Here is a 20602-nt window from a genome sequence, read left to right as displayed (position 1 = left end):
GTGTTCCCGGCCAGGGGCGATGAGGCCAGGCGGTGGATGGAGAGAGCACCCAACTCACTTGCGATGCGCCGGAGTTCGCTGACCCCGCCGCGTCCGCTTCGGCGCAGGTAGCGGCCGTGCGCGGACAGAGTGCCACGAACCCCCAGGCCAGGCGCACGTCCCGTGGGATTCCCGGCGACTTTCACGCCTGCCCCAGGGGCATTTTGGGGACTTTGCGCCGAGCAGGCAGGGAAGCCCCTGACAGCGCTGAAAGACGCGAACGCTCAGGTCGGGGCCCGTCCCCTCAGCACTCGATGATATTGACCGCCAGCCCGCCCCGCGCCGTCTCCTTGTACTTGACGCTCATGTCCGCGCCCGTCTCCTTCATGGTCTTGATGACCTTGTCGAGGGAGACCTTGTGGGAGCCGTCGCCGCGCATGGCCATGCGGGCGGCGGTGACCGCCTTGACCGCTGCCATGCCGTTGCGTTCGATGCAGGGGATCTGGACGAGGCCGCCGACCGGGTCGCAGGTGAGGCCGAGGTTGTGTTCCATGCCGATCTCGGCGGCGTTCTCGACCTGTTCGGGGCTGCCGCCGAGGACCTCGGCGAGGGCGCCCGCGGCCATCGAGCAGGCCGAGCCGACCTCGCCCTGGCAGCCGACCTCGGCGCCGGAGATGGAGGCGTTCTCCTTGAAGAGCATCCCGATGGCGCCGGCGGCGAGCAGGAAGCGCACGACGCCGTCCTCGTCCGCGCCCGGGATGAAGTTGATGTAGTAGTGGAGGACCGCCGGGATGATGCCCGCGGCGCCGTTGGTGGGGGCCGTGACCACCCGGCCGCCCGCCGCGTTCTCCTCGTTCACCGCCATCGCGTAGAGCGTGATCCACTCCATCGCGTGGGCCAGCGGGTCGCCCTCCGCCCGCAGCTGGCGGGCCGAGACGGCGGCGCGGCGGCGGACCTTGAGGCCGCCCGGCAGGATGCCCTCGCGGGACATGCCCCGGGAGACGCACGCCTGCATCACACGCCAGATCGCGAGGAGCCCCTCGCGGATCTCCTCCTCGGTGCGCCAGGCCCGCTCGTTCTCCAGCATCAGGGCGGAGATCGACAGGCCGGTCTCCTTCGTCAGGCGCAGCAGCTCGTCGCCCGTGCGGAACGGATACTTGAGCACCGTGTCGTCGAGCTTGATGCGGTCCTCGCCCACCGCGTCGTCGTCGACCACGAAGCCGCCGCCGACCGAGTAGTACGTCTTCTCCAGGACGAGTGCGCCGGAGGCGTCGTACGCGAAGATCGTCATGCCGTTCGCGTGGTACGGCAGGGCCTTGCGGCGGTGCAGGACCAGGTCGTCGTCGAAGGAGAAGGCGATCTCGTGCGTGCCGAGCAGGGCGAGACGGCCCGACGACTTGATCTGCTCCACGCGGTCGTCGGCGCCCTCCACGTCCACCGTTCGCGGCGACGCGCCCTCCAGGCCCAGCAGCACCGCCTTGGGGGTGCCGTGGCCGTGGCCGGTCGCGCCCAGGGAGCCGTACAGCTCCGCCCGGACCGTGGCCACCGAGGCCAGCAGCTCCTCGTTGCGCAGCCGGCGGGCGAACATGCGCGCCGCACGCATCGGGCCCACCGTGTGGGAGCTCGACGGGCCTATGCCGATCGAGAACAGGTCGAAGACCGAGATGGCCACGGGGACTCCTCACAACAGGGGTGGTGCATGGGGGCGGGCGCCGCGCACGGCTCCGGTTCCAGTGTGCGCGGCGTCCTGGTGAATCGTACGTTCCGTGCGAATTTCTGTACGAAAGTGAAATTTCGCAGGAACTGGTTCTGTACTACTTCAGGCCGGGGTACAGCGGGTGCTTGTCGGCCAGGGCGGAGACCCGGGTCTTGAGGGACTCCGCGTCGTACGAGGGCTTCAGCGCCTCGGCGATGATGTCCGCGACCTCGGTGAAGTCCTCGGCCTGGAAGCCGCGGGTGGCGAGGGCGGGCGTGCCGATGCGCAGGCCCGAGGTCACCATCGGGGGCCGCGGGTCATTCGGGATCGCGTTCCGGTTGACCGTGATGCCGACCTCGTGGAGACGGTCCTCGGCCTGCTGGCCATCCAGCTCGGAGTTGCGCAGGTCGACCAGGACCAGGTGCACGTCCGTGCCGCCGGACAGGACGTCCACGCCCACGGCCTTGACGTCGTCCTGGACCAGGCGCTCGGCCAGGATCCGCGCGCCGTCCAGCGTGCGCTGCTGGCGCTCCTTGAAGTCGTCGGAGGCGGCGACCTTGAAGGAGACGGCCTTCGCGGCGATCACATGCTCCAGCGGACCGCCCTGCTGGCCGGGGAAGACCGCGGAGTTGATCTTCTTGGCCAGCTCGGCGGTGGACAGGATCACGCCACCGCGCGGGCCGCCCAGCGTCTTGTGGGTCGTGGTGGTGACCACGTGGGCGTGCGGCACCGGGTTGGGGTGCAGGCCCGCGGCCACGAGGCCCGCGAAGTGCGCCATGTCGACCATCAGGTACGCGCCGACCTCGTCCGCGATCCGGCGGAACGCGGCGAAGTCCAGCTGACGCGGGTACGCCGACCAGCCCGCCACGATCAGCTGCGGCCTGGACTCCTTGGCGAGGCGCTCGACCTCGTCCATGTCGACCTGACCGGTCTCATCGTTCACGTGGTATGCGACCACGTTGTACAGCTTGCCGGAGAAGTTGATCTTCATGCCGTGGGTCAGGTGCCCGCCGTGCGCGAGGTTCAGACCCATGATCGTGTCGCCCGGCTTCAGCAGCGCGAACATCGCCGCCGCGTTGGCCTGGGCGCCCGAGTGGGGCTGTACGTTCGCGTGCTCGGCGCCGAAGAGCGCCTTGACGCGGTCGATGGCGATCTGCTCGACCACATCGACGTGCTCGCAGCCGCCGTAGTAGCGGCGGCCCGGGTAGCCCTCGGCGTACTTGTTGGTCAGGACCGAGCCCTGGGCCTCCATGACCGCGACCGGAGCGAAGTTCTCCGAGGCGATCATCTCCAGGGTGGACTGCTGGCGGTGCAGCTCGGCGTCGACGGCGGCGGCGACGTCCGGGTCCAGCTCGTGCAGGGGCGTGTTCAGAAGCGACATCAGTCAGAAGTCCTTAAGAGCCGGAGAACTCGGTGTACTCGTCCGCGGAGAGCAGGTCGCCCGGCTCCTCCGCGATGCGTACCTTGAACAGCCAGCCACCCTCGAAGGGGGCGGAGTTCACCAGCGACGGGTCGTCCACCACGTCCTGGTTGGCCTCCACGACCTCGCCGGTGACCGGCGCGTACAGGTCGCTGACGGACTTGGTCGACTCCAGTTCGCCGCAGGTCTCGCCCGCGGTCACCGTGTCACCGACCTCCGGAAGCTGGGCGTAGACGACATCGCCGAGCGCGTTGGCCGCGAACTCGGTGATGCCGACCGTCGAGACGCCGTCCTCGGCGACCGACAGCCACTCGTGCTCCTTGCTGTAGCGCAGCTGCTGGGGGTTGCTCATGGCCTGAATTCTCCTGTACGCGGGGGAGTGCGGATGAACGGGATGACCGAGTGGTCCTGGGATACGAGACGTGACACAGCGGCGTGCGTCACGTGGGCGCGCTGAACGGGGCCCTTTCGGCCCCGAAGCTACTTCTGGCGCTTGTAGAACGGCAGCGCCACGACCTCGTACGGCTCATGGCTGCCCCGGATGTCCACGCCGACCCCGGCCGTGCCCGGCGCGGCATGTGCGGCGTCGACGTACGCCATCGCGATCGGCTTGCCCAGCGTCGGGGAGGGCGCGCCGGAGGTGACCTCGCCGATCACCTTGCCGTCGGCGACGACCGAGAACCCGGCGCGCGGTACGCGACGGCCCTCGGCGACAAGCCCGACGAGTACCCGCGGGGGGTTCTCCTCGGCACGGGAGGCGGCCTCCTGGAGCGCGGCACGCCCCACGAAGTCCCCCTCCTTCTCGAACTTCACGACCCGCCCGAGCCCCGCGTCGAAGGGGGTGAGCGAGGTGGTCAGCTCATGCCCGTACAACGGCATGCCCGCCTCCAGGCGCAGCGTGTCGCGGCAGGACAGGCCGCAGGGGACGAGCCCGACGGGCGCGCCCGCGTCCGTCAGCGCCTGCCACAGCTTCTCGGCGTCGGACGGGGCCACGAACAGCTCGAAGCCGTCCTCGCCCGTGTAGCCCGTACGGGCGATCAGCGCCGGGACGCCCGCGACGGTGCCCGGCAGGCCCGCGTAGTACTTCAGCCCGTCCAGGTCGGCGTCGGTCAGCGACTTGAGGATGCCGGGGGACTCGGGGCCCTGCACGGCGATCAGCGCGTACGCGTCCCGGTCGTCGCGCACGAGGGCGTCGAAGCCGGCGGCACGCTCGGTCAGCGCGTCCAGCACCACCTGGGCGTTGGAGGCGTTCGCGACGACCATGTACTCGTTCTCGGCCAGCCGGTAGACGATCAGGTCGTCCAGGATGCCGCCGTCCTCCCGGCAGATCATCGTGTAGCGGGCGCGGCCGACGCCGGCGGAGGCGATGTTGCCGACCAGCGCGTGGTTCAGCAGGGCGGCAGCCCCAGGCCCGGTGACCGTGATCTCGCCCATGTGCGACAGGTCGAAGAGGCCGGCCCGGGTGCGCACGGCGAGGTGCTCGTCGCGTTCGGAGCCGTAGCGCAGGGGCATGTCCCAGCCCGCGAAGTCGGTCATCGTCGCGCCGAGCGAGCGATGCAGGGCATCGAGCGCGGTGAGACGGGGTGCGTTACTGCTCATCGGTGGGGCTCCCAAGGCATGACGGCGAGGTCGTTCCTCCCCATCTGTCATCGGAACCTGAGAGGTTCATCACGACCCCGCGAACGGAGGTCCTGACTTGCACCTTGGGTGGAGCCACTGGAGAGCGGCCCGCTTTTCAGATGTGCCTCGCCCGCGCGGTAACGGGGCCTGAGAGATTCAAGGGAGGGACTTGCTCCTTCGGCGCCCGGGTACCCGAAGGTTCCCGGAACTCTCCCGCGCGGATTCAAGCGGCCGGTATGCAGTTGGCGGGCACATCATCGCACGCGCCGTCCGATCACGGCAGTCCGCATCTGTAACCGGCCTGTGGCAGTCCGCGTACGGAAACGAGAGACACCGCGCATTACCTTCTCTTTACACTCGACGGGGATGGGACTCCACACCCAAGGGGAGGACGATCACGGTGAACAGGACCACGGCGTACGCCACGACCTCGGGCCTCGCGCTGCCCGAGCAGCCCGGCGCCCCGGCCAGGACCCGGGAGGCGTGCGGAGCGCTGCCGTCGGCCGTCGTCCGCGACCTCAGGGCGCGCGCGGGACACTCTCCGCACGGTCTGCACTTCGGAGCGGCCGACGTCGTCGTGGTCACCGGGTTGCCGGGCAGCGGCAAGTCGACCCTGATGCGCCGCGCCGTCGAGGGACCGCGCATCGACTCCCAGGACACCAGGGACCGCTGGGACGAGCGGGGGGCCGGCCGGCTGCCGTACGCCGTCTACCGGCCCCTCGTCCGCCTCGCGCACTACGCGGGCCTGCGCCGCGCGCTGCGCTCCGGTACCGGGGTCGTCGTGCACGACTGCGGTACGCAGGCCTGGGTGCGCCGCTGGCTCGCCCGCGAGGCCCAGCGCCGCGGTGGCACCCTCCACCTGCTGCTGCTCGACGTCACGCCCGGCACGGCGCTGGAGGGCCAGCGCGAGCGCGGCCGGGGCGTCTCGCGCTACGCGTTCGCCCGTCACCGGGGCGCGGTCGCCCGGCTGCTGCGCTCCGCCGAGCGGGGCGACCTGCCGGAGGGCTGCGGCTCGGCGGTGCTCCTCGACCGGGATGCGGCGGACGTGCTGCGGAGGATCGGCTTCGGTGACTGAGAAACGGACGGGAGTGGCGGCGAGTAGCCGAGAGCGACCGAGAGCGGTCGGGAAGTCGTACAGGCCCACTAATCTTTCCAGCCAGAACACCAGAACAGTGGTTCACCGCAGGCGGTAGACAGGTAGACAGATGGACATCCCCGACTTCCCGGACTTCTCGGCATCGGCGTACCCGCAACCCGGCTCTCACCCCCACTCGCACGGCGGCTGGCCGGGCAACGAACTGGAGGAGGTGCTCTCCGCCTCCCTCGGAGTGCCCTCGGCCGGCGGCCGCATCGTCGAGGTCCTCGGCCGCAGCTTCGTCTGGGTGCCGCTGCCCAACGGCGGCGGACCGCACGCGGGATCCCTCGACCTGCCCACCCTGGAGATCGACGGCCAGGCGTACGTGCCGGTCTTCAGCTCCGAGGAGCAGTTCCGCCAGGTCGCCGGCAGCCATCTGTCGTACACGATCGCGCCCGCGGTCGATTTCGCCCGCGGGCTGCCTCCGCAGGTCGGCATCGCGATCAACCCGGACGGGGTGGTCGGTGTGCCGCTGCCGCCCCTCGCGGTCGCCGAGCTGTGCCGGGCCGGGCGCACCCCGCTGGACGGGCCCACGAGCGGTGGCCGGGTGAAACTCTACGAGCCCGACTGGCAGGACGATCCGGTGGACTTCTTCGCCGCCGCCTCGGCCGAGTTCGCGGCGACGGGCGTCGTACGGACCGCCCGCCGTTGTCTGGCCAGCATCGAGGGCGACGACCCGGTCATGTTCGTCGGGGTCGAACTCTCCGTGTGGGAGGGAGACCTCCGCGCCCTCCCCATGGACGCGCTCTCCCGCGCCCTCTCCCGCGTCGCGGTCAAGTGGCCGGTGAACCTGGTCCTCCTGGACGTCGCCCAGGACCCGGTGGGCGACTGGATGCGAGCCCAAGTACGGCCCTTCTATCAGCAGACCCAGTAGAAGCGCCCCGCAAGGGGCGCGAGGAACTGCGCGCCCAGCCACGAACAACCCGCAGCCTCCAGACCACAACGGGCACCGAGCTCTCAACGGCTCCCCCAGCGGAGCGCATTCGCCGCTTAAGCTGGTTTCATGGCTCGGCCGGGGTTCGGCCGAGGTGTTGGTCGACGTCATGATTTCTTCACGAAGGGGCGGTTGAAGGTGAGCGCGTCGGGCACGGCCGCGGCCGGTCAGGTCGAGCACATGCTGCGCCAGGTGACGCCCGGGCGTTACGACGCCTACGAGGCGCTCCTTCGCGCGCTCGCGACCCCGTCGTCCGGTCAGGTGTGGATGCTGCTCTGGCACGGCCAGGGCGGCTCCCCGGACGCCCAGTACGGGAACATGGAGGTGGACGGCTTCGGCTACGCGCCGTGCGTCACCTCCGCCCAGGAACTCTCGGCCAGCGGCTGGAACCGGTCGTACGAGGTCGTCGACGGCCTCGACGTGGCCCGCACCCTCTACCCCAATGCCGCGTAGTTAAGCGACCTGCGGTTTCGTCAAATGGGCGGCGGGATGCGGCTCGTCACATCATGCCCAGTCCGGGACGAGGGCGTAGGTGTCCTTGGCGATCTTGCGGAGCATCCCGTCTTTCACCCAGGTCGAGAGCTGTGTCCATAGGCTCTTGATGTTGGAGCAGGCGATCGCTTCGGCGATCTCCTGTGACCGCCAGGGTCGTTCGGGATCGGTTCGCAGGAGGTCGAGCACGAGCGTCTTGCGGCCCGGAGTGAGGGATGGGCGGGTAGGAGCGGGCGGTGGCATGACCGCCTGATGGACCGCGATGTCCAGGGCAGTGATGTCCTGGCTGATCGCCGGGCGGGGGTCGACGGGGTTGCCGGGGTATCGGGTCATGGGGCACTTCACCTTGCGGGCGCTGACGCGGGGGCGCCGGGCCGGCAGCAGGTTGGCGAGTACGGCTTGGCCGATGCGTCCCGAGCACCCGCTGCTGTCTTCGGCGGGCAGGATGCCTCGCGCCGCGGTGAGCTGGTCCCGCGCTGCTTCGAGGGCCACGGTGAAGCTCACGCGGTCGGGATCAGTCCCCGACGCGGCCTCGGCGGCCTCGACCATGGCCCTGCGGAGAACCTGGTAGAAGGCCAAGGTCGCCCACAGTTCCTGCTCCAGTCCGAACGGGTCGCAAGACCGCAGGACCCGTCCGCGAAGCAGCGTGTGCCGCAGCGAATAGAAGGCCGACTCGATCTCCCACCGCTCATGGTAGAGCCGCACCAGCACGGACGCCGGGTCGCTGCCGGGGTCGAGCAGTGTGGTGACCAGACGGTAGCGGTCGTGCACGCGTTGCCCGTCGCGAAGGGTCACGGTGATGTCCGCCTCAATGACCCGGAGCTTGAGCCCGCCCAGCAGGGTGAGGTAGGAGCCGTCGGCGAGGACTTCCAGGACGACGGGCTTGCGGTGCGGGCCGAGGCGGACCAGCAGCTGAGCACCGCTGCGGGCGACGGCTGCATAGAAGTTGTTCCCGTCGAAGCCACGGTCGGCCAGGAGGAGCATTTTTGGTGACAGGAGGTGCATGAGCTGGGCGGCATGGGTCGGTTCGCCGACGCTGGTGGGGCCGAAGACTGCGCCGAGTAAGCCTCGTGTCCCGGTCTCGACCAGGGCCGTCAACCGCAGGGCCGGGTAGCCGGAGATGCCCCACCGGTGCTTGGACTTGCTGAACAGACTGCGGATCCGAGGCTGGTCAGGGGCCTTGAGCGAACTGCAGCCGTCGAAGGCGACCGTGCGCCAGGAGCGGTAGCAAGTGCCCTTCGTGCCTGGCCGGGCGAGTGGCCCGGACACCGCGTCGAACAACGCCTTCAACGGAGCCGGCCCCAGACGGCGCCGCAGATCGCGTAGTGCCTTCTCCGACGGCCGGTGCGGCGCCAGTCCGTGCAGGCCGACGACAAGCTTGTCCCAGACACGCGCATAGCCCAGGGCCGGGAACATCGCCAAAGCCAGGAGGAAGTAGATGCCGACGCGTGAGGGGAGATGCCGCAGGCGACGATGCCCGGTCCGAGTCTCCTCCAGTACGGCGTCAGCCAGTTCGAACGGCACATGCTGGGTCAACTCGCCGAGGTGCCCGGGCGCGAAAGCGCCAGCCGCGCAGGTGATGGTCTCGGTGAACGTGGTGGTGGCACACTGATCGGGCAACGGGACCTCTCGGGAGGGAAGACCTTGGTCGGCTTCTCTGCCTAACGAAGGTCCCGTTGTCACGTCCGTGGCATCGACGGGCGCAGTTTGACGAAGCCGCAGGTCGCTTAACTACGCGGCATTGCCCTCTACCCCGACCACTTCGGGCTCTGGCTCAATCCGCACGCCCCGGGCGGCGGGGTCGGCATCCCATGGCTGGATCTGCGCAGAATCGCGGCGGGTCTGGAGCGCCAGCCCGCCGGTCCGCTGGGACTGTCCGAACCCGGCATCGAGATCCCGCAGTTCTACGCCCTGCTCACCCAGAACGCACATCGCACCACCGCCGTGCGCTCGCTGCGCCGCGCCTGGGTGCAGCCGGCGCTCGGGGCGCCGTATCTGGCCATCGGGCTCGACGTCTACGACACCTCGCCGCCCGCTGTCGACTCGGTGCGGGCGATGATGCAGCAGTCCATCGGCGCGGTTCCGGACGGGCTGCCCGTGTCGACCGTCGCGATGTCGGACGAGTACGACCCGGTGGCGATGTGGCTGCGCGCCAACGCGCGGCCGTTCTACGACCGCGAGGCCCACGCGGCCCCCGCCCAGGCTCCGATGGCGGGTGGGTACGGCTATCCACCGGCACCCGGCGGATACTGATCCGACGTCCGGCGAACCGTGAAGGATCGGCACGGGTCCTTCACCGCGGCTCTGCATTTCTTCGCGCGTAGATGGCAATGGATTGTCCGGATAATGCCCGTATTCATCTCCGGCGTCCCAACTGCCCCGTGTCCGACCCCCGTTACCCGCCGTCCGGATAACGGAACCCCCCTGACAGCATCACGTTTACGCATCCATTCACCGTCAAGTCTGGCTACAGATCGCCGAGGCGTTGAAGACTCCCGCTCCAGGGGGTTTAGCCCCTGTGTACGACGGACTGATCACGCCGCTACAAGCGGCACGTGTGGGCCGGCTACCGCCGGTTGAGAGGGGTCCCTGCCAGATGACGGCACCATTGCACGAGCCGACCGCGGAAGCGGCCCCGAGTGCGGCCGAAGAAGCGGCGGCTGCCGCCGCCGGCGAGAAGGTCGTGCAGGGACGTTCCCTGGGCCGGATCGCCTGGGAGCGCCTGAAGAGGGACAAGCTCGCGCTGACCGGCGGCATCGTCGTGCTCGTCCTCATCGTGATCGCCCTGCTCGCGCCAGTGATCACCCACCTGCTCGGTCAGGACCCGGACACCTTCAACGAGAAGCTGATCGACCCTCTGTTCGGCACTCCCACGGGGTCATTGGGCGGCATCAGCGGCGACCACCTGCTGGGCGTCGAGCCCGTCAACGGCCGCGACATTCTCGCCCGCATCCTCTACGGTGCCCGCGTCTCGCTCCTGGTGGGCTTCCTCTCCGCCGTCGTCGCGGTCATCCTCGGCACCGTGCTCGGCATCCTGGCGGGCTTCTTCGGAGGCTGGGTGGACTCGCTCATCAGCCGCGTGATGGACGGCCTGCTGGCCTTCCCGCAACTCCTGTTCACGATCGCCCTGGTCTCGGTGATGCCGAACGACATGCTGGGCCTGTCCGGCTCCAACGTGCGCGTGTTCGTGATGATCCTGGTCATCGGCTTCTTCGGCTGGCCCTACATCGGACGCGTGGTGCGCGGCCAGACGCTCTCGATGCGTGAGCGCGAGTACGTCGAGGCCGCGCGATCGCTGGGCGCCGGGCGGTTCTACATCCTGTTCAAGGAACTGCTGCCCAACCTGGTCGCGCCCATCATCGTGTACACGACGATGATGATCCCCACCAACATCCTCACCGAGGCGGCCCTCAGCTTCCTGGGCGTGGGCGTCAAGCCGCCCACCTCGTCCTGGGGACAGATGCTGTCGAGCGCCATCGACTACTACGAGTCCGACCCCATGTACATGGTGGTCCCGGGTGTGGCGATCTTCATCACCGTCCTGGCCTTCAACCTCTTCGGAGACGGCGTGCGGGATGCGCTGGACCCGAAGGCATCCCGCTGAACAGCCGTACCCCAAGCGTCCCGTGGCACCAATCACGGGGTCTCTCATCAAATCCGGAGGATCCGAGATCGTGACTACCCAACGCACCTCAGGGCGGCGTAAGCAGGCGTTTGCCGCCGCTGCTGCGGTCGCCGCACTGCTGACCACGGCGGCGTGCGGCGGCGGCAGCGACGACAACAACGGTTCGAAGACCGGCGCCGCCGGCTTCGACGCCGCCAACAACAAGGTCGCCCAGGCCTCCCTGGTCAAGAAGGGCGGCACGCTGCGGTTCGGCGGTGCCCAGGACGCCGACTCGTGGGACACCACGCGTGGCTACTACGGCTTCATGTGGGACTTCGCGCGCTACTACAGCCGCCAGCTGGTCACGGGCAAGACGGAGCCGGGCAAGGCGGGCGCCGAGCTCACCCCGGACCTCGCCACGGGTCTCGCGAAGGTCACGGACGACGGCAAGACCTACACGTACACCCTGCGTGACGGCGTCACGTGGGAGGACGGCAAGGCGATCACGTCCAAGGACGTGAAGTACGGCATCGAGCGCGTGTGGGCGCAGGACGTGCTGTCCGGCGGTCCGACGTACCTCAAGGACTTCCTGGACCCCAAGGGCGAGTACAAGGGTCCCTACAAGGACACGTCCAAGGACAAGCTGGGCCTGAAGGCCATCACCACGCCGGACGACAAGACGATCGTCTTCCACCTCCCCAAGGCCAACTCGGACTTCCAGGAGGTGCTGGGTCTGGTCTCGGCCTCCCCGGTCCGCCAGGACATGGACACCAAGTCCAAGTACGGCCTGAAGCCGTTCTCCTCCGGCCCGTACAAGTTCGACTCGTACAGCCCGGGCAAGAGCCTGACGCTGGTGCGCAACACGAACTGGAAGCAGTCCTCGGACCCGATCCGCAAGGCGTACCCGGACAAGATCACCGTCCAGTTCTACTCGGACGCCAACCAGCTGGACCAGCGCCTGCTCAACGGTGACCTGGACCTGGACATCAACCAGACCGGCATGTCCCCGCAGGGCCGCACCACCGCCCTGAAGGAGCACAAGGCCAACCTGGACAACCCGATCTCGGGTTACATCCGGTACGCGGCCTTCCCGCAGAGCGTGAAGCCGTTCGACAACGTCGAGTGCCGCAAGGCCGTGATCCTCGGCGCGGACCACGTCTCGCTGCAGACCGCGCGCGGTGGCCCGATCGCCGGTGGTGACATCGGCACCAACATGCTCCCGCCGTCCGTCCCGGGCGCCGAGGGCCAGAAGTACGACCCGTACGGCATCTCCGGTGCCGACAAGAACGGCAACGTCGAGAAGGCCAAGGCGGCGCTGAAGGCGTGCGGCAAGCCGAACGGCTTCTCCACCACCATCGCGGTGCGCAACAACAAGCCGGTCGAGGTCGCCACGGCCCAGTCGCTCCAGGCGTCGCTGAAGAAGATCGGCATCAACGCGCAGATCGACCAGTTCGACGGTTCGCAGACCACCGGCATCATCGGCAGCCCTTCGAACGTGAAGAAGAAGGGCTACGGCATCATCATCATGGGCTGGGGTCCGGACTTCCCGACCGTCCAGGGCTTCGGTCTGCCGCTGTGGGACAGCAAGTACATCGCGCCGAGCGGTAACAACAACTTCTCCCTGATCAACGACAAGACCATCGACGGTCTGTTCGACCAGTACGTCACCACGCTGGACGAGGCGGGCAAGACCAAGATCTCGACCGAGATCAACCACAAGGTCATGGAGGGCGCGTACTACCTGCCCTTCACCTTCGAGAAGTTCATCAACTGGCGCAGCGACAACCTCGCGAACGTCTACACGACGGACAACTACAGCGGTACGTACGACTTCGTCAACCTCGGCCTGAAGAACCCGAAGAAGTAAACCGGCACACCCGCCGTACAGGCACGAAAGGCAGGTGAAGGCCGGCGCGGCGTGGTCGCGGGCCATCGGATGACCTCCGGTGGCCCGCGGCCCCGCGGCGGGCCGTAAGCTGTGCTCGCTTACCTCATCAGGCGGCTGTTCGCCGCCGCAGTGATGCTCGTGGTCATCGTCATGGTGGTCTTCGGCATCTTCTTCCTCGTCCCCAAGTGGGCGGGCGTCGACATCGCCTCGAGCTTCGTGGGCAAGCAGGCCGACCCGGCAGCCGTCGAGGCCGTACGGCAGAAGCTGGGCCTGAGCGACCCGATCTACTCCCAGGTCTGGGAGTTCTTCAAGGGCATCTTCGCCGGCCGCACCTACTCGGGCGGTGGCGACGTCACGCACTGCGCGGCGCCCTGCTTCGGCTATTCCTTCCGCAGCGAGCAGGCCGTCTGGCCGGTGCTCACCGACCGCTTCCCGGTGACCCTGGGGCTCGCGCTCGGTGCCGCCGTGCTGTGGCTGGTCTTCGGTGTCGCGGCCGGTGTGCTCTCCGCGCTCAAGCGGGGCAGCATCTGGGACCGTGGCGCGATGGTCGTCGCCCTGGCGGGCGTCTCCCTCCCCATCTACTTCACCGGTCTGCTCAGCCTGGCGATCTTCGCCTTCGGCCTGAAATGGATCAACGCGCAGTACGTGCCCTTCGACCAGAGCATCAGCGGCTGGTTCGGCGGCATGATCCTGCCCTGGATCACCCTCGCGTTCCTCTACGCGGCGATGTACGCCCGGATCACCCGCGCCACCATGCTGGAGATCCTCGGCGAGGACTACATCCGCACGGCACGCGCCAAGGGCCTCAAGGAGCAGGTCGTCATCGGCAAGCACGCCATGCGCTCCACGATGACCCCCATCCTCACCATGCTGGGCATGGACCTCGGCGCCCTCATCGGCGGCGCCATCCTGACGGAGTCGACGTTCAACCTGCCCGGCCTCGGCCGCGCGGTGCTCGACGCCATCCGGAACCAGGACCTGCCCATCATCCTGGGCGTCACCCTGATCACTTCTCTCGCGGTGCTGATCGCCAACCTCGTGGTGGACGTCCTGTACGCCGTGATCGACCCCCGAGTGAGGCTCTCATGACCGAACTCAGCAAGAGCGGAGCGGTGGCCGAGCCCGTCAAGGACTCGCCCGCACCCTCCGCCTTCCTCGAAGTACGCGACCTGAAGGTGCACTTCCCGACCGACGACGGCCTGGTCAAGTCCGTCGACGGGCTCAGCTTCCAGCTGGAGAAGGGCAAGACCCTCGGGATCGTGGGCGAGTCCGGCTCCGGCAAGTCGGTGACCTCGCTCGGCATCATGGGCCTGCACACGGCCGGCCAGTACGGCAAGCGCAAGGCGCAGATCTCCGGCGAGATCTGGCTGAACGGCACCGAACTGCTGTCCGCCGACCCGGACTACGTACGCAAACTGCGCGGCCGCGAGATGGCGATGATCTTCCAGGATCCGCTGTCCGCGCTGCACCCGTACTACACGATCGGTCAGCAGATCGTGGAGGCGTACCGCATCCACAACAACGTGGACAAGAAGACGGCGAAGCGCCGCGCGGTCGAGATGCTCGACCGGGTGGGCATCCCGCAGCCGGACAAGCGCGTCGACAGCTACCCGCACGAGTTCTCCGGCGGTATGCGCCAGCGCGCGATGATCGCGATGTCGCTGGTCAACAACCCCGAGCTGCTCATCGCGGACGAGCCGACGACCGCCCTGGACGTGACCGTCCAGGCGCAGATCCTCGACCTGATGCGGGACCTGCAGAAGGAGTTCGGCTCCGCGGTCATCATCATCACCCACGACCTGGGCGTCGTCGCGGAGCTCTCCGACGACATCCTGGTGATGTACGGCGGCCGTTGCATCGAGCGCGGTCCGGCCGAGAAGGTGTTCTACGAGCCCCGGCACCCCTACACCTGGGGGCTGCTCGGCTCGATGCCGCGCCTGGACCGTGAGCAGACCGAACGCCTCATCCCCGTCAAGGGCTCCCCGCCCTCGCTGATCAACCTCCCGTCCGGCTGCGCCTTCAACCCGCGCTGCCCGTACGCGGACGTTCCCAAGGACAACGTGACCCGCACGGTCCGCCCCGAGCTGACCGAGGTCGGCGGACGGCACTGGGCCGCCTGCCACATGACCCAGGAGCAGCGGGAACGCATCTGGATCGAAGAGATTGCGCCGAAGCTGTGAGCGAGAAAGCCAAGGACGCGGAAGTGACCATTCCCGCACAGGCACAGGACGAAGGCGGCGCCACCCTCACCAAGGACGCCGCTCCCGGTGACGTCCTGCTGAAGGTGACCGGACTGCAGAAGCACTTCCCCATCCGGAAGGGCCTGCTGCAGCGTCAGGTCGGTGCCGTGCGCGCCGTCGACGGCCTCGACTTCGAGGTGCGCTCCGGGGAGACCCTGGGCGTCGTGGGCGAGTCCGGCTGCGGCAAGTCCACGATGGGCCGGCTCATCACGCGGCTGCTCGAACCGACCGCGGGCACGGTCGAGTTCCAGGGCAAGGACATCACGCACCTCGGTGTGAGCGGTATGCGTCCGATGCGCCGTGACGTCCAGATGATCTTCCAGGACCCGTACTCGTCACTCAACCCCCGCCACACGGTCGGCACGATCATCAGTGCCCCGTTCAAGCTGCAGGGCGTGACCCCCGAGGGCGGTGTCAAGAAGGAGGTCCAGCGACTGCTGTCGGTCGTCGGCCTCAACCCCGAGCACTACAACCGCTATCCGCACGAGTTCTCCGGCGGCCAGCGCCAGCGCATCGGCATCGCCCGCGCGCTCGCGCTCAACCCGAAGCTGGTCGTGGCGGACGAGCCGGTCTCGGCGCTCGACGTGTCGATCCAGGCGCAGGTCGTCAACCTTCTCGACGACCTGCAGCAGGAGCTCGGCCTCACGTACGTGATCATCGCGCACGACCTGTCGGTGGTCCGGCACGTCTCGGACCGGATCGCGGTGATGTACCTCGGCAAGATCGTGGAGCTCGCCGACCGCGACTCGCTCTACAAGGCGCCGATGCACCCGTACACCAAGGCGCTGATGTCCGCGGTGCCGATCCCGGACCCCAAGCGCCGGAACGTGAAGAGCGAGCGCATCCTGCTCAAGGGCGACGTGCCCTCGCCGATCGCGCCGCCGAGCGGCTGCCGCTTCCACACGCGGTGCTGGAAGGCCACGGAGATCTGCAAGACGACCGAGCCGCCGCTCCTGGAGCTGAAGCCCGGCCAGCAGGTCGCCTGCCACCACCCGGAGAACTTCGAGGACCAGGCGCCGCAGGACACGGTGCTGCTGTCCGTGGCGAAGGAGGCCGCGGCGCTCGTGGCCGACGAGGTGCTGGCGGAGTCGGCGGAGACGTCGGCTGCGGTGGCCGCGGAACTGGAAACCACGGAGGAGACTCCGGAGCCCGCCGCGGAGACGACCACCGAGCCTGGCGAGGAGGCCACCACGGAGGAGGCCGCCACGGAGGAGGCCGCCACGGAGGAGGCCGCCACGGAGGAGGCCGCCACCGAGGAGGCCGCCACCGCCGAGGAGGCCTCCGAAACGGTCGCGGTCGACGAGTCGGACTCGTCGGAGGAGTCGGGAACCGACAGCCAGAAGTGATCGGGTAAAAGTAAATGCCCCGGTAACCAGAGAAATGGTTACCGGGGCATTTGTTTTGAAGAATTATCAGGAACTGGTTTCCCAGTAGTGCCAGCCGACCGAAGTCGCCGGAAGTTTGGCCGTACCCCTCGCGAGCGTCGTCACCGAACAGTTCGGATTCGTGCGGTTCGACTCCCATCCGACCTTGAAGCCGTTGGAACCGTACTGCAGGTTCCCGTACTTGTTGGAGTGGATGTTGTGCGAGTACGTGTGGCCGGTCGTGACCGCCACGGACTTGGTGATGCTGCCGCTCACCGAGGCCTTCGCCGAGGCGAACAGGTAGCTCGCGCTCACCTCCAGGGAGGTGGAGAGGCTGTACGTGATGGTGGACGCCCTGGTGACGGAGGCGGTGATGGTGCCGCCAGGACCGTCCTTGAAGTACGCCCCCGAGGCGGGAATCCGATAGGACGAGTGCGAGGTGATCAGGACCCCGTAATCGACCGGGCACGACCTTTTCGGAGTGACGACCGCCGAGGCCGGCGCCGCACCCGCGACGAGCGGCATTACTCCGGCGACGACGAGTGTGGCCAGCTTGGTTCTCTTACGCATGAATTTCCCCCATGCAAGTGGTCCGGCCTCCGTTTCGGCGGAGCCCGTCAAGCTGGAATGAGCCTATGAAGTTGACCGAGACCGGTCAATCACATTCTGTGGAGTTGAGCAACAATTGAGCCTGCCGCTCCGGGTGGTAAAGACTCGGAAATGCCAGGGTCTTCGTGCGGTCAAATGGCGGACTGCTTCCGCCCGTTCGGGGAGCGGAAGTCGATCGTCAGGAGTCAACTGGCGGGTAGGCCATGACGATTGGGCAAAGTCATGAACATGCCCGAACGGAAGAGTGCAGAGTCTCGCGTGTCCAACTGATCGGGAACGATCGGAACACGTACGAAAGGGACGCTCATGGCACTCTCCCGTTCGGCACGTTTAGGGGCCCTCGCGACCGCGGCGGCCTCCTTCCTCGTCATCGCCGCCTCCTCCGCCCCGACCCCGGGCGCCGACGGCATCGGCGACTCCTACTTCCCCCAGCTCGGCAACGGCGGCTTCGACGCCCGCCACTACGACCTGAACGTGGCGTACAACCCGGACACCGACCGCCTGGACGGCCGTACGACGCTCACGGCCCGCGCCACCCAGTCCCTCTCCTCCTTCGACCTCGACCTCCAGAGACTGGAGGTCACGCGCGTCGAAGTGAACGGCAGACGCGCCGACTTCACCCGCGACGGCGACGAGATCCACATCACCCCGCACGGGGCGATCCGCAAGGGCAGGACCTTCACCGTCACCGTCACCTACGGCGGCGTCCCCGAAGCCCTCAACGGTCCCATCGTCTTCGGCTCCGACTACGGGTGGATGAAGACCGCCGACGGAGTCTTCGTCGCCTGTGAGCCCAACGCCGCCTCCACCTGGTTCCCCTCCAGCGACCACCCCTCCGACAAGGCCACCTACGACATCCGGATCAAGGCACCCAAGGGCCTGACGGGCGTCTCCAACGGGCGGCTGATATCGACGTACGACACTGGCGACAGCACGGTCGCGCACTGGCGCGAGAGCAGGCCGATGGCGACCTACCTCGCGACCGCGACCATCGGGAAGTTCGACGTGAAGACGGGGACGACCCCGGCCGGGACGCCGATCTACGTGGCCATCGACCCGGTGCTCGCGGGCAGCAACAGCGTCGACGTGTACGCCGTGACGGCCGAGGCCACCGACTACTGGTCGCAGGTCTTCGGGCCCTATCCCTTCGAGGAGACCGGCGCGATCGTCGACGACATGCCGCAGGCGGGGTTCTCGCTGGAGGTGCAGTCGAAGCCCGCGTACTCCGCCGTGCGCTCGGAGTCGACCATCGTGCACGAGCTGGCCCACCAGTGGTTCGGCGACTCCGTGTCGGTGGAGCGCTGGAAGGACATCTGGCTGAACGAGGGCTTCGCGACCTATGCCCAGTGGCTGTGGTCCGAGCACAAGGGGATCCGCTCGGCGCACGACTCCTTCCTCGCCGGGTACAACGCGCGGCCCGCGGACTCCGCCTTCTGGGGGACCGTCGTCGCCGACCCGCAGCGCGACACCATGTTCGCCTCGGCGGTCTACCAGCGCGGCGCGATGACCCTCCAGATGCTGCGCGAGCGCATCGGCGACACCGCGTTCTTCAAACTGCTGCCCGCCTGGACGAAGCTCCACAAGTACGGCAACGCGAACACCGCCGACTTCATCCACCTCGCCGAGAAGATCTCGGGACGACAGCTCGACGACCTTTTCCAGACCTGGCTGTTCACCACAGGGAAACCAGCCCTGTAAGCCTTTCTTTGTAAGGCGCAAGCCCCGCGACAGGTGAGAATGTCCGGGTGCTTCAGGAACTGTTCACCCCCTCCGTCCAGCATGTGCTCGACCTCGTGGGGATCTTCGTCTTCGCGATCTCCGGCGCCCTGCTGGCCGTCCGCAAGAACTTCGACGTCTTCGGCATCGCCGTCCTCGCCGAGGTCACGGCGCTGGGCGGGGGGCTGTTCCGGGACGTGGTCATCGGTGCCGTGCCCCCGGCCGCGTTCACCGACCTCGGCTACTTCAGCACCCCGCTGCTCGCCGCCCTGCTCGTCTTCTTCCTCCATCCGGAGGTGGAGCGGATCCAGGTCGCCGTCAACGTCTTCGACGCGGCCGGGCTCGGTCTCTTCGCCGTGGCGGGCACCACGAAGGCGTACGAGTACGGCCTCGGCCTGACCCCGTCCGCCGCGCTGGGCCTGGCCACCGCGGTCGGCGGCGGTGTGCTGCGCGACGTCCTCGCCAACGAGGTGCCCTCACTGCTGCGTTGGGACCGCGATCTGTACGCGGTCCCGGCGATCGTCGGCGCCACGATGGTGGTCCTGTGCATCCGCTACGACGCGCTGTCCCCGTTCACCAGCGGGCTCGCCGCTGTCACCGCTTTCGTCCTGCGGTTGCTCGCGATGCGGTACCACTGGCGAGCGCCGCGTGCTTGGCACCGCCGGTCGACGGCGACGGAGTCGGAGACTCCTTAGCGTGGGCCCCCGGCCCGATCTGCAGGGTCAGCCAACGGAAGGTCTCCGGGATCTGCGGCCGCCACAGGGCCATGTTGTGGCCGCCCGCACTCCGCGGCAGCAGCACCACCTGCACGCTCGTCGGCGCCTTCGCGATCGACTGGAGCGCCGCGCCGGCCTCGTAGCCGTCATGGGCCTCGCCGGAGATGTAGAGGGAGATGCGGGGCGGCGTGCGGTAGGACTTGAGCAGCAGGTAGGGATTGTTCTCCCGGCGCAGCGTCAGGGTCCGCGCCGCGAGCGAGTTGCGTTCCCCGATCGGGTCGTTGTACCCGGACATGCTCACCGCGGCCCGGTAGCGGTCGGGGTGGGCGACCGCGAGCTTGGCCGCGCAGTGCGCCCCAGCCGAGTAGCCGGCCACGCCCCAGCCGTCCGGCGCGGACTTCGCCCGGAAGTTGTCCACCACCATCTTCGGCACGTCGATGCTGAGCCAGGTGTCGGCGTTCACCTTGCCGGGCACGTTCGCGCAGCCGGTGTCGGTCTTGGCCAGCAGATTCGTGCGCGGCGCCACCAGGATGAACGGCGCGACCTGCCCGTCGCGCATCAGCGGCAGCAACTGCTCATGCACCTTCAGCGAACCGAACCACGCCTTCGCCGAGCCCGGATAGCCGGGCAGCAGCTCCACGACGGGGAACTTCCGGTTGCGGTAGGCGGGCTCGTTGTACTGCGGCGGCAGCCAGACGTAGACCTCCGCGTCCACACCCGACACCTGGCCGTGCAGCTGCGTGACCTTCACCCCGCCCGCCTGGGACATACCGGGGCCGTCGGCCTGCGAGAACGTCTGGCGGACCTTGGGGAGCTGGCGCAGCGAGATACCGCCGGTGCCGTCACGGCCGAGGTTGGCGGCCGCCCGCACGTGGTTGCCCGTGCCGAGCAGGTCGGACCAGTTGTCGTACAGGCTGTTGGAGTTGTTCACGAGCACGAAGACGAGGGTGATCGCGGTGCCCTGGGCGAACAGCAGCATCACCATCCGGGCCACGCTACGCACCACCGTGGGGCCCGGAACGCGCGACCACAGCACGAGGGGAAGGAGCAGGGCGACCGCGACCAGGATGATGGCGGTGAGGAGGAACGGCGTTCCGGTGAGGCTCACGGTGTGTGCGGCTCTTCCTGTGACGGGCTGGATCAACGGTCTGCAGCTGCATCGGGTTCTATGTCCTTGGAGAGGGGGATC

General features: G+C 68.3%; 16 protein-coding genes, 2 pseudogenes and 2 riboswitches. Of the genes and pseudogenes, 11 read left to right on the top strand and 7 right to left on the bottom strand.

The annotated features are described in order from the left end of the window. Nucleotides 1–283 precede the first annotated feature (283 nt). The 4 genes from SMIR_RS10340 to gcvT form a co-directional block, all read right to left on the bottom strand. The gene (locus SMIR_RS10340) at nucleotides 284–1651 is read right to left on the bottom strand and encodes an L-serine ammonia-lyase (RefSeq protein ID WP_168495741.1); all 1368 of its coding nucleotides are present in this window, start codon (nucleotides 1649–1651) and stop codon (nucleotides 284–286) included. 142 nt (nucleotides 1652–1793) lie between these two features. Then, nucleotides 1794–3056 carry a serine hydroxymethyltransferase gene (gene glyA, locus SMIR_RS10335; protein ID WP_054234611.1) on the bottom strand — a complete coding sequence of 421 codons (1263 nt, stop codon included), beginning with the start codon at nucleotides 3054–3056 and terminating at the stop codon, nucleotides 1794–1796. 13 nt (nucleotides 3057–3069) lie between these two features. Beyond that, the gene (gcvH, locus tag SMIR_RS10330; protein ID WP_168495743.1) at nucleotides 3070–3447 is read right to left on the bottom strand and encodes a glycine cleavage system protein GcvH; all 378 of its coding nucleotides are present in this window, start codon (nucleotides 3445–3447) and stop codon (nucleotides 3070–3072) included. A gap of 128 nt (nucleotides 3448–3575) precedes the next feature. Then, on the bottom strand, nucleotides 3576–4694 hold the full coding sequence (gene gcvT / locus SMIR_RS10325) for a glycine cleavage system aminomethyltransferase GcvT (RefSeq protein WP_168495745.1): 1119 nt from the start codon (nucleotides 4692–4694) through the stop codon (nucleotides 3576–3578). Nucleotides 4695–4728: 34 nt separating this feature from the next. Then, a riboswitch (glycine riboswitch) is annotated at nucleotides 4729–4840 on the bottom strand. Further along, nucleotides 4841–4941: riboswitch (glycine riboswitch) on the bottom strand. Between the two features lie 168 nt (nucleotides 4942–5109). Here gcvT and SMIR_RS10320 point away from each other — a divergent pair. The 3 genes and pseudogenes from SMIR_RS10320 to SMIR_RS10310 form a co-directional block, all read left to right on the top strand. Further along, nucleotides 5110–5790 carry an AAA family ATPase gene (locus SMIR_RS10320; protein ID WP_168501310.1) on the top strand — a complete coding sequence of 227 codons (681 nt, stop codon included), beginning with the start codon at nucleotides 5110–5112 and terminating at the stop codon, nucleotides 5788–5790. 130 nt (nucleotides 5791–5920) lie between these two features. Continuing rightward, nucleotides 5921–6724 (top strand): enhanced serine sensitivity protein SseB, encoded by an 804-nt coding sequence (locus SMIR_RS10315; RefSeq protein ID WP_168495747.1) that lies wholly within the window; start codon nucleotides 5921–5923, stop codon nucleotides 6722–6724. Nucleotides 6725–6922: 198 nt separating this feature from the next. Then, nucleotides 6923–7228, top strand: a pseudogene (locus SMIR_RS10310) (enhanced serine sensitivity protein SseB C-terminal domain-containing protein); the annotation flags it as partial. Between the two features lie 60 nt (nucleotides 7229–7288). Here the strand turns inward: SMIR_RS10310 and SMIR_RS10305 are convergent. Further along, nucleotides 7289–8896, bottom strand: a complete 1608-nt coding sequence (locus tag SMIR_RS10305; protein WP_248002767.1) for an IS4 family transposase — start codon at nucleotides 8894–8896, stop codon at nucleotides 7289–7291. Between the two features lie 126 nt (nucleotides 8897–9022). On the opposite strand from SMIR_RS10305, the pseudogene SMIR_RS10300 reads away from it, so the two are divergent. The 6 genes and pseudogenes from SMIR_RS10300 to SMIR_RS10275 form a co-directional block, all read left to right on the top strand. Then, nucleotides 9023–9529: pseudogene (locus SMIR_RS10300) on the top strand (enhanced serine sensitivity protein SseB C-terminal domain-containing protein); the annotation flags it as partial. Nucleotides 9530–9872: 343 nt separating this feature from the next. Further along, complete coding sequence (locus SMIR_RS10295) at nucleotides 9873–10880, top strand: ABC transporter permease (RefSeq protein WP_168495751.1); 1008 nt, start codon at nucleotides 9873–9875, stop codon at nucleotides 10878–10880. Between the two features lie 70 nt (nucleotides 10881–10950). Next, nucleotides 10951–12747 carry an ABC transporter substrate-binding protein gene (locus SMIR_RS10290; protein WP_212726909.1) on the top strand — a complete coding sequence of 599 codons (1797 nt, stop codon included), beginning with the start codon at nucleotides 10951–10953 and terminating at the stop codon, nucleotides 12745–12747. Nucleotides 12748–12858: 111 nt separating this feature from the next. Continuing rightward, nucleotides 12859–13857 (top strand): ABC transporter permease, encoded by a 999-nt coding sequence (locus tag SMIR_RS10285; RefSeq protein WP_075031574.1) that lies wholly within the window; start codon nucleotides 12859–12861, stop codon nucleotides 13855–13857. Then, on the top strand, nucleotides 13854–14948 hold the full coding sequence (locus tag SMIR_RS10280) for an ABC transporter ATP-binding protein (protein WP_075031575.1): 1095 nt from the start codon (nucleotides 13854–13856) through the stop codon (nucleotides 14946–14948). Before SMIR_RS10285 ends, SMIR_RS10280 begins: the two co-directional genes overlap by 4 nt. 23 nt (nucleotides 14949–14971) lie before the next feature. Beyond that, nucleotides 14972–16354: an ABC transporter ATP-binding protein gene (locus tag SMIR_RS10275; RefSeq protein ID WP_212726908.1), complete on the top strand. Its 1383-nt coding sequence runs from the start codon at nucleotides 14972–14974 to the stop codon at nucleotides 16352–16354. Nucleotides 16355–16420: 66 nt separating this feature from the next. On the opposite strand, the gene SMIR_RS10270 is transcribed toward SMIR_RS10275, so the two are convergent. Continuing rightward, nucleotides 16421–16942 (bottom strand): hypothetical protein, encoded by a 522-nt coding sequence (locus SMIR_RS10270; RefSeq protein WP_129592101.1) that lies wholly within the window; start codon nucleotides 16940–16942, stop codon nucleotides 16421–16423. Between the two features lie 345 nt (nucleotides 16943–17287). Here SMIR_RS10270 and SMIR_RS10265 point away from each other — a divergent pair, with 345 nt between their 5' ends. Next, nucleotides 17288–18679, top strand: a complete 1392-nt coding sequence (locus SMIR_RS10265; RefSeq protein ID WP_168495759.1) for a M1 family metallopeptidase — start codon at nucleotides 17288–17290, stop codon at nucleotides 18677–18679. A gap of 47 nt (nucleotides 18680–18726) precedes the next feature. Continuing rightward, a complete protein-coding gene (locus SMIR_RS10260) occupies nucleotides 18727–19392 on the top strand; it encodes a trimeric intracellular cation channel family protein (protein ID WP_075031578.1) in 666 nt (221 codons plus the stop codon). Here SMIR_RS10260 and SMIR_RS10255 read toward each other — a convergent pair. After that, on the bottom strand, nucleotides 19292–20521 hold the full coding sequence (locus tag SMIR_RS10255) for an alpha/beta hydrolase (RefSeq protein WP_168495761.1): 1230 nt from the start codon (nucleotides 20519–20521) through the stop codon (nucleotides 19292–19294). The two genes, SMIR_RS10260 and SMIR_RS10255, sit on opposite strands and share 101 nt — an antisense overlap. Nucleotides 20522–20602: the final 81 nt, after the last annotated feature.

The sequence above is a fragment of the Streptomyces mirabilis genome, assembly GCF_018310535.1.
GTDB lineage: Bacteria > Actinomycetota > Actinomycetes > Streptomycetales > Streptomycetaceae > Streptomyces.
Note: the sequence above shows the minus strand (reverse complement) of the source record. Positions and strands in the feature narration are given on the sequence as shown.

Bases quoted from the DNA above. Each gene is read 5' to 3' on its own strand.
- glyA (WP_054234611.1), bottom strand. From the start codon at position 3,056: ATGTCGCTTCTGAACACGCCCCTGCACGAGCTGGACCCGGACGTCGCC.
- gcvH (WP_168495743.1), bottom strand. From the start codon at position 3,447: ATGAGCAACCCCCAGCAGCTGCGCTACAGCAAGGAGCACGAGTGGCTG.
- gcvT (WP_168495745.1), bottom strand. From the start codon at position 4,694: ATGAGCAGTAACGCACCCCGTCTCACCGCGCTCGATGCCCTGCATCGC.
- SMIR_RS10315 (WP_168495747.1), top strand. From the start codon at position 5,921: ATGGACATCCCCGACTTCCCGGACTTCTCGGCATCGGCGTACCCGCAA.
- SMIR_RS10295 (WP_168495751.1), top strand. From the start codon at position 9,873: ATGACGGCACCATTGCACGAGCCGACCGCGGAAGCGGCCCCGAGTGCG.
- SMIR_RS10280 (WP_075031575.1), top strand. From the start codon at position 13,854: ATGACCGAACTCAGCAAGAGCGGAGCGGTGGCCGAGCCCGTCAAGGAC.
- SMIR_RS10270 (WP_129592101.1), bottom strand. From the start codon at position 16,942: ATGCGTAAGAGAACCAAGCTGGCCACACTCGTCGTCGCCGGAGTAATG.
- SMIR_RS10265 (WP_168495759.1), top strand. From the start codon at position 17,288: ATGGCACTCTCCCGTTCGGCACGTTTAGGGGCCCTCGCGACCGCGGCG.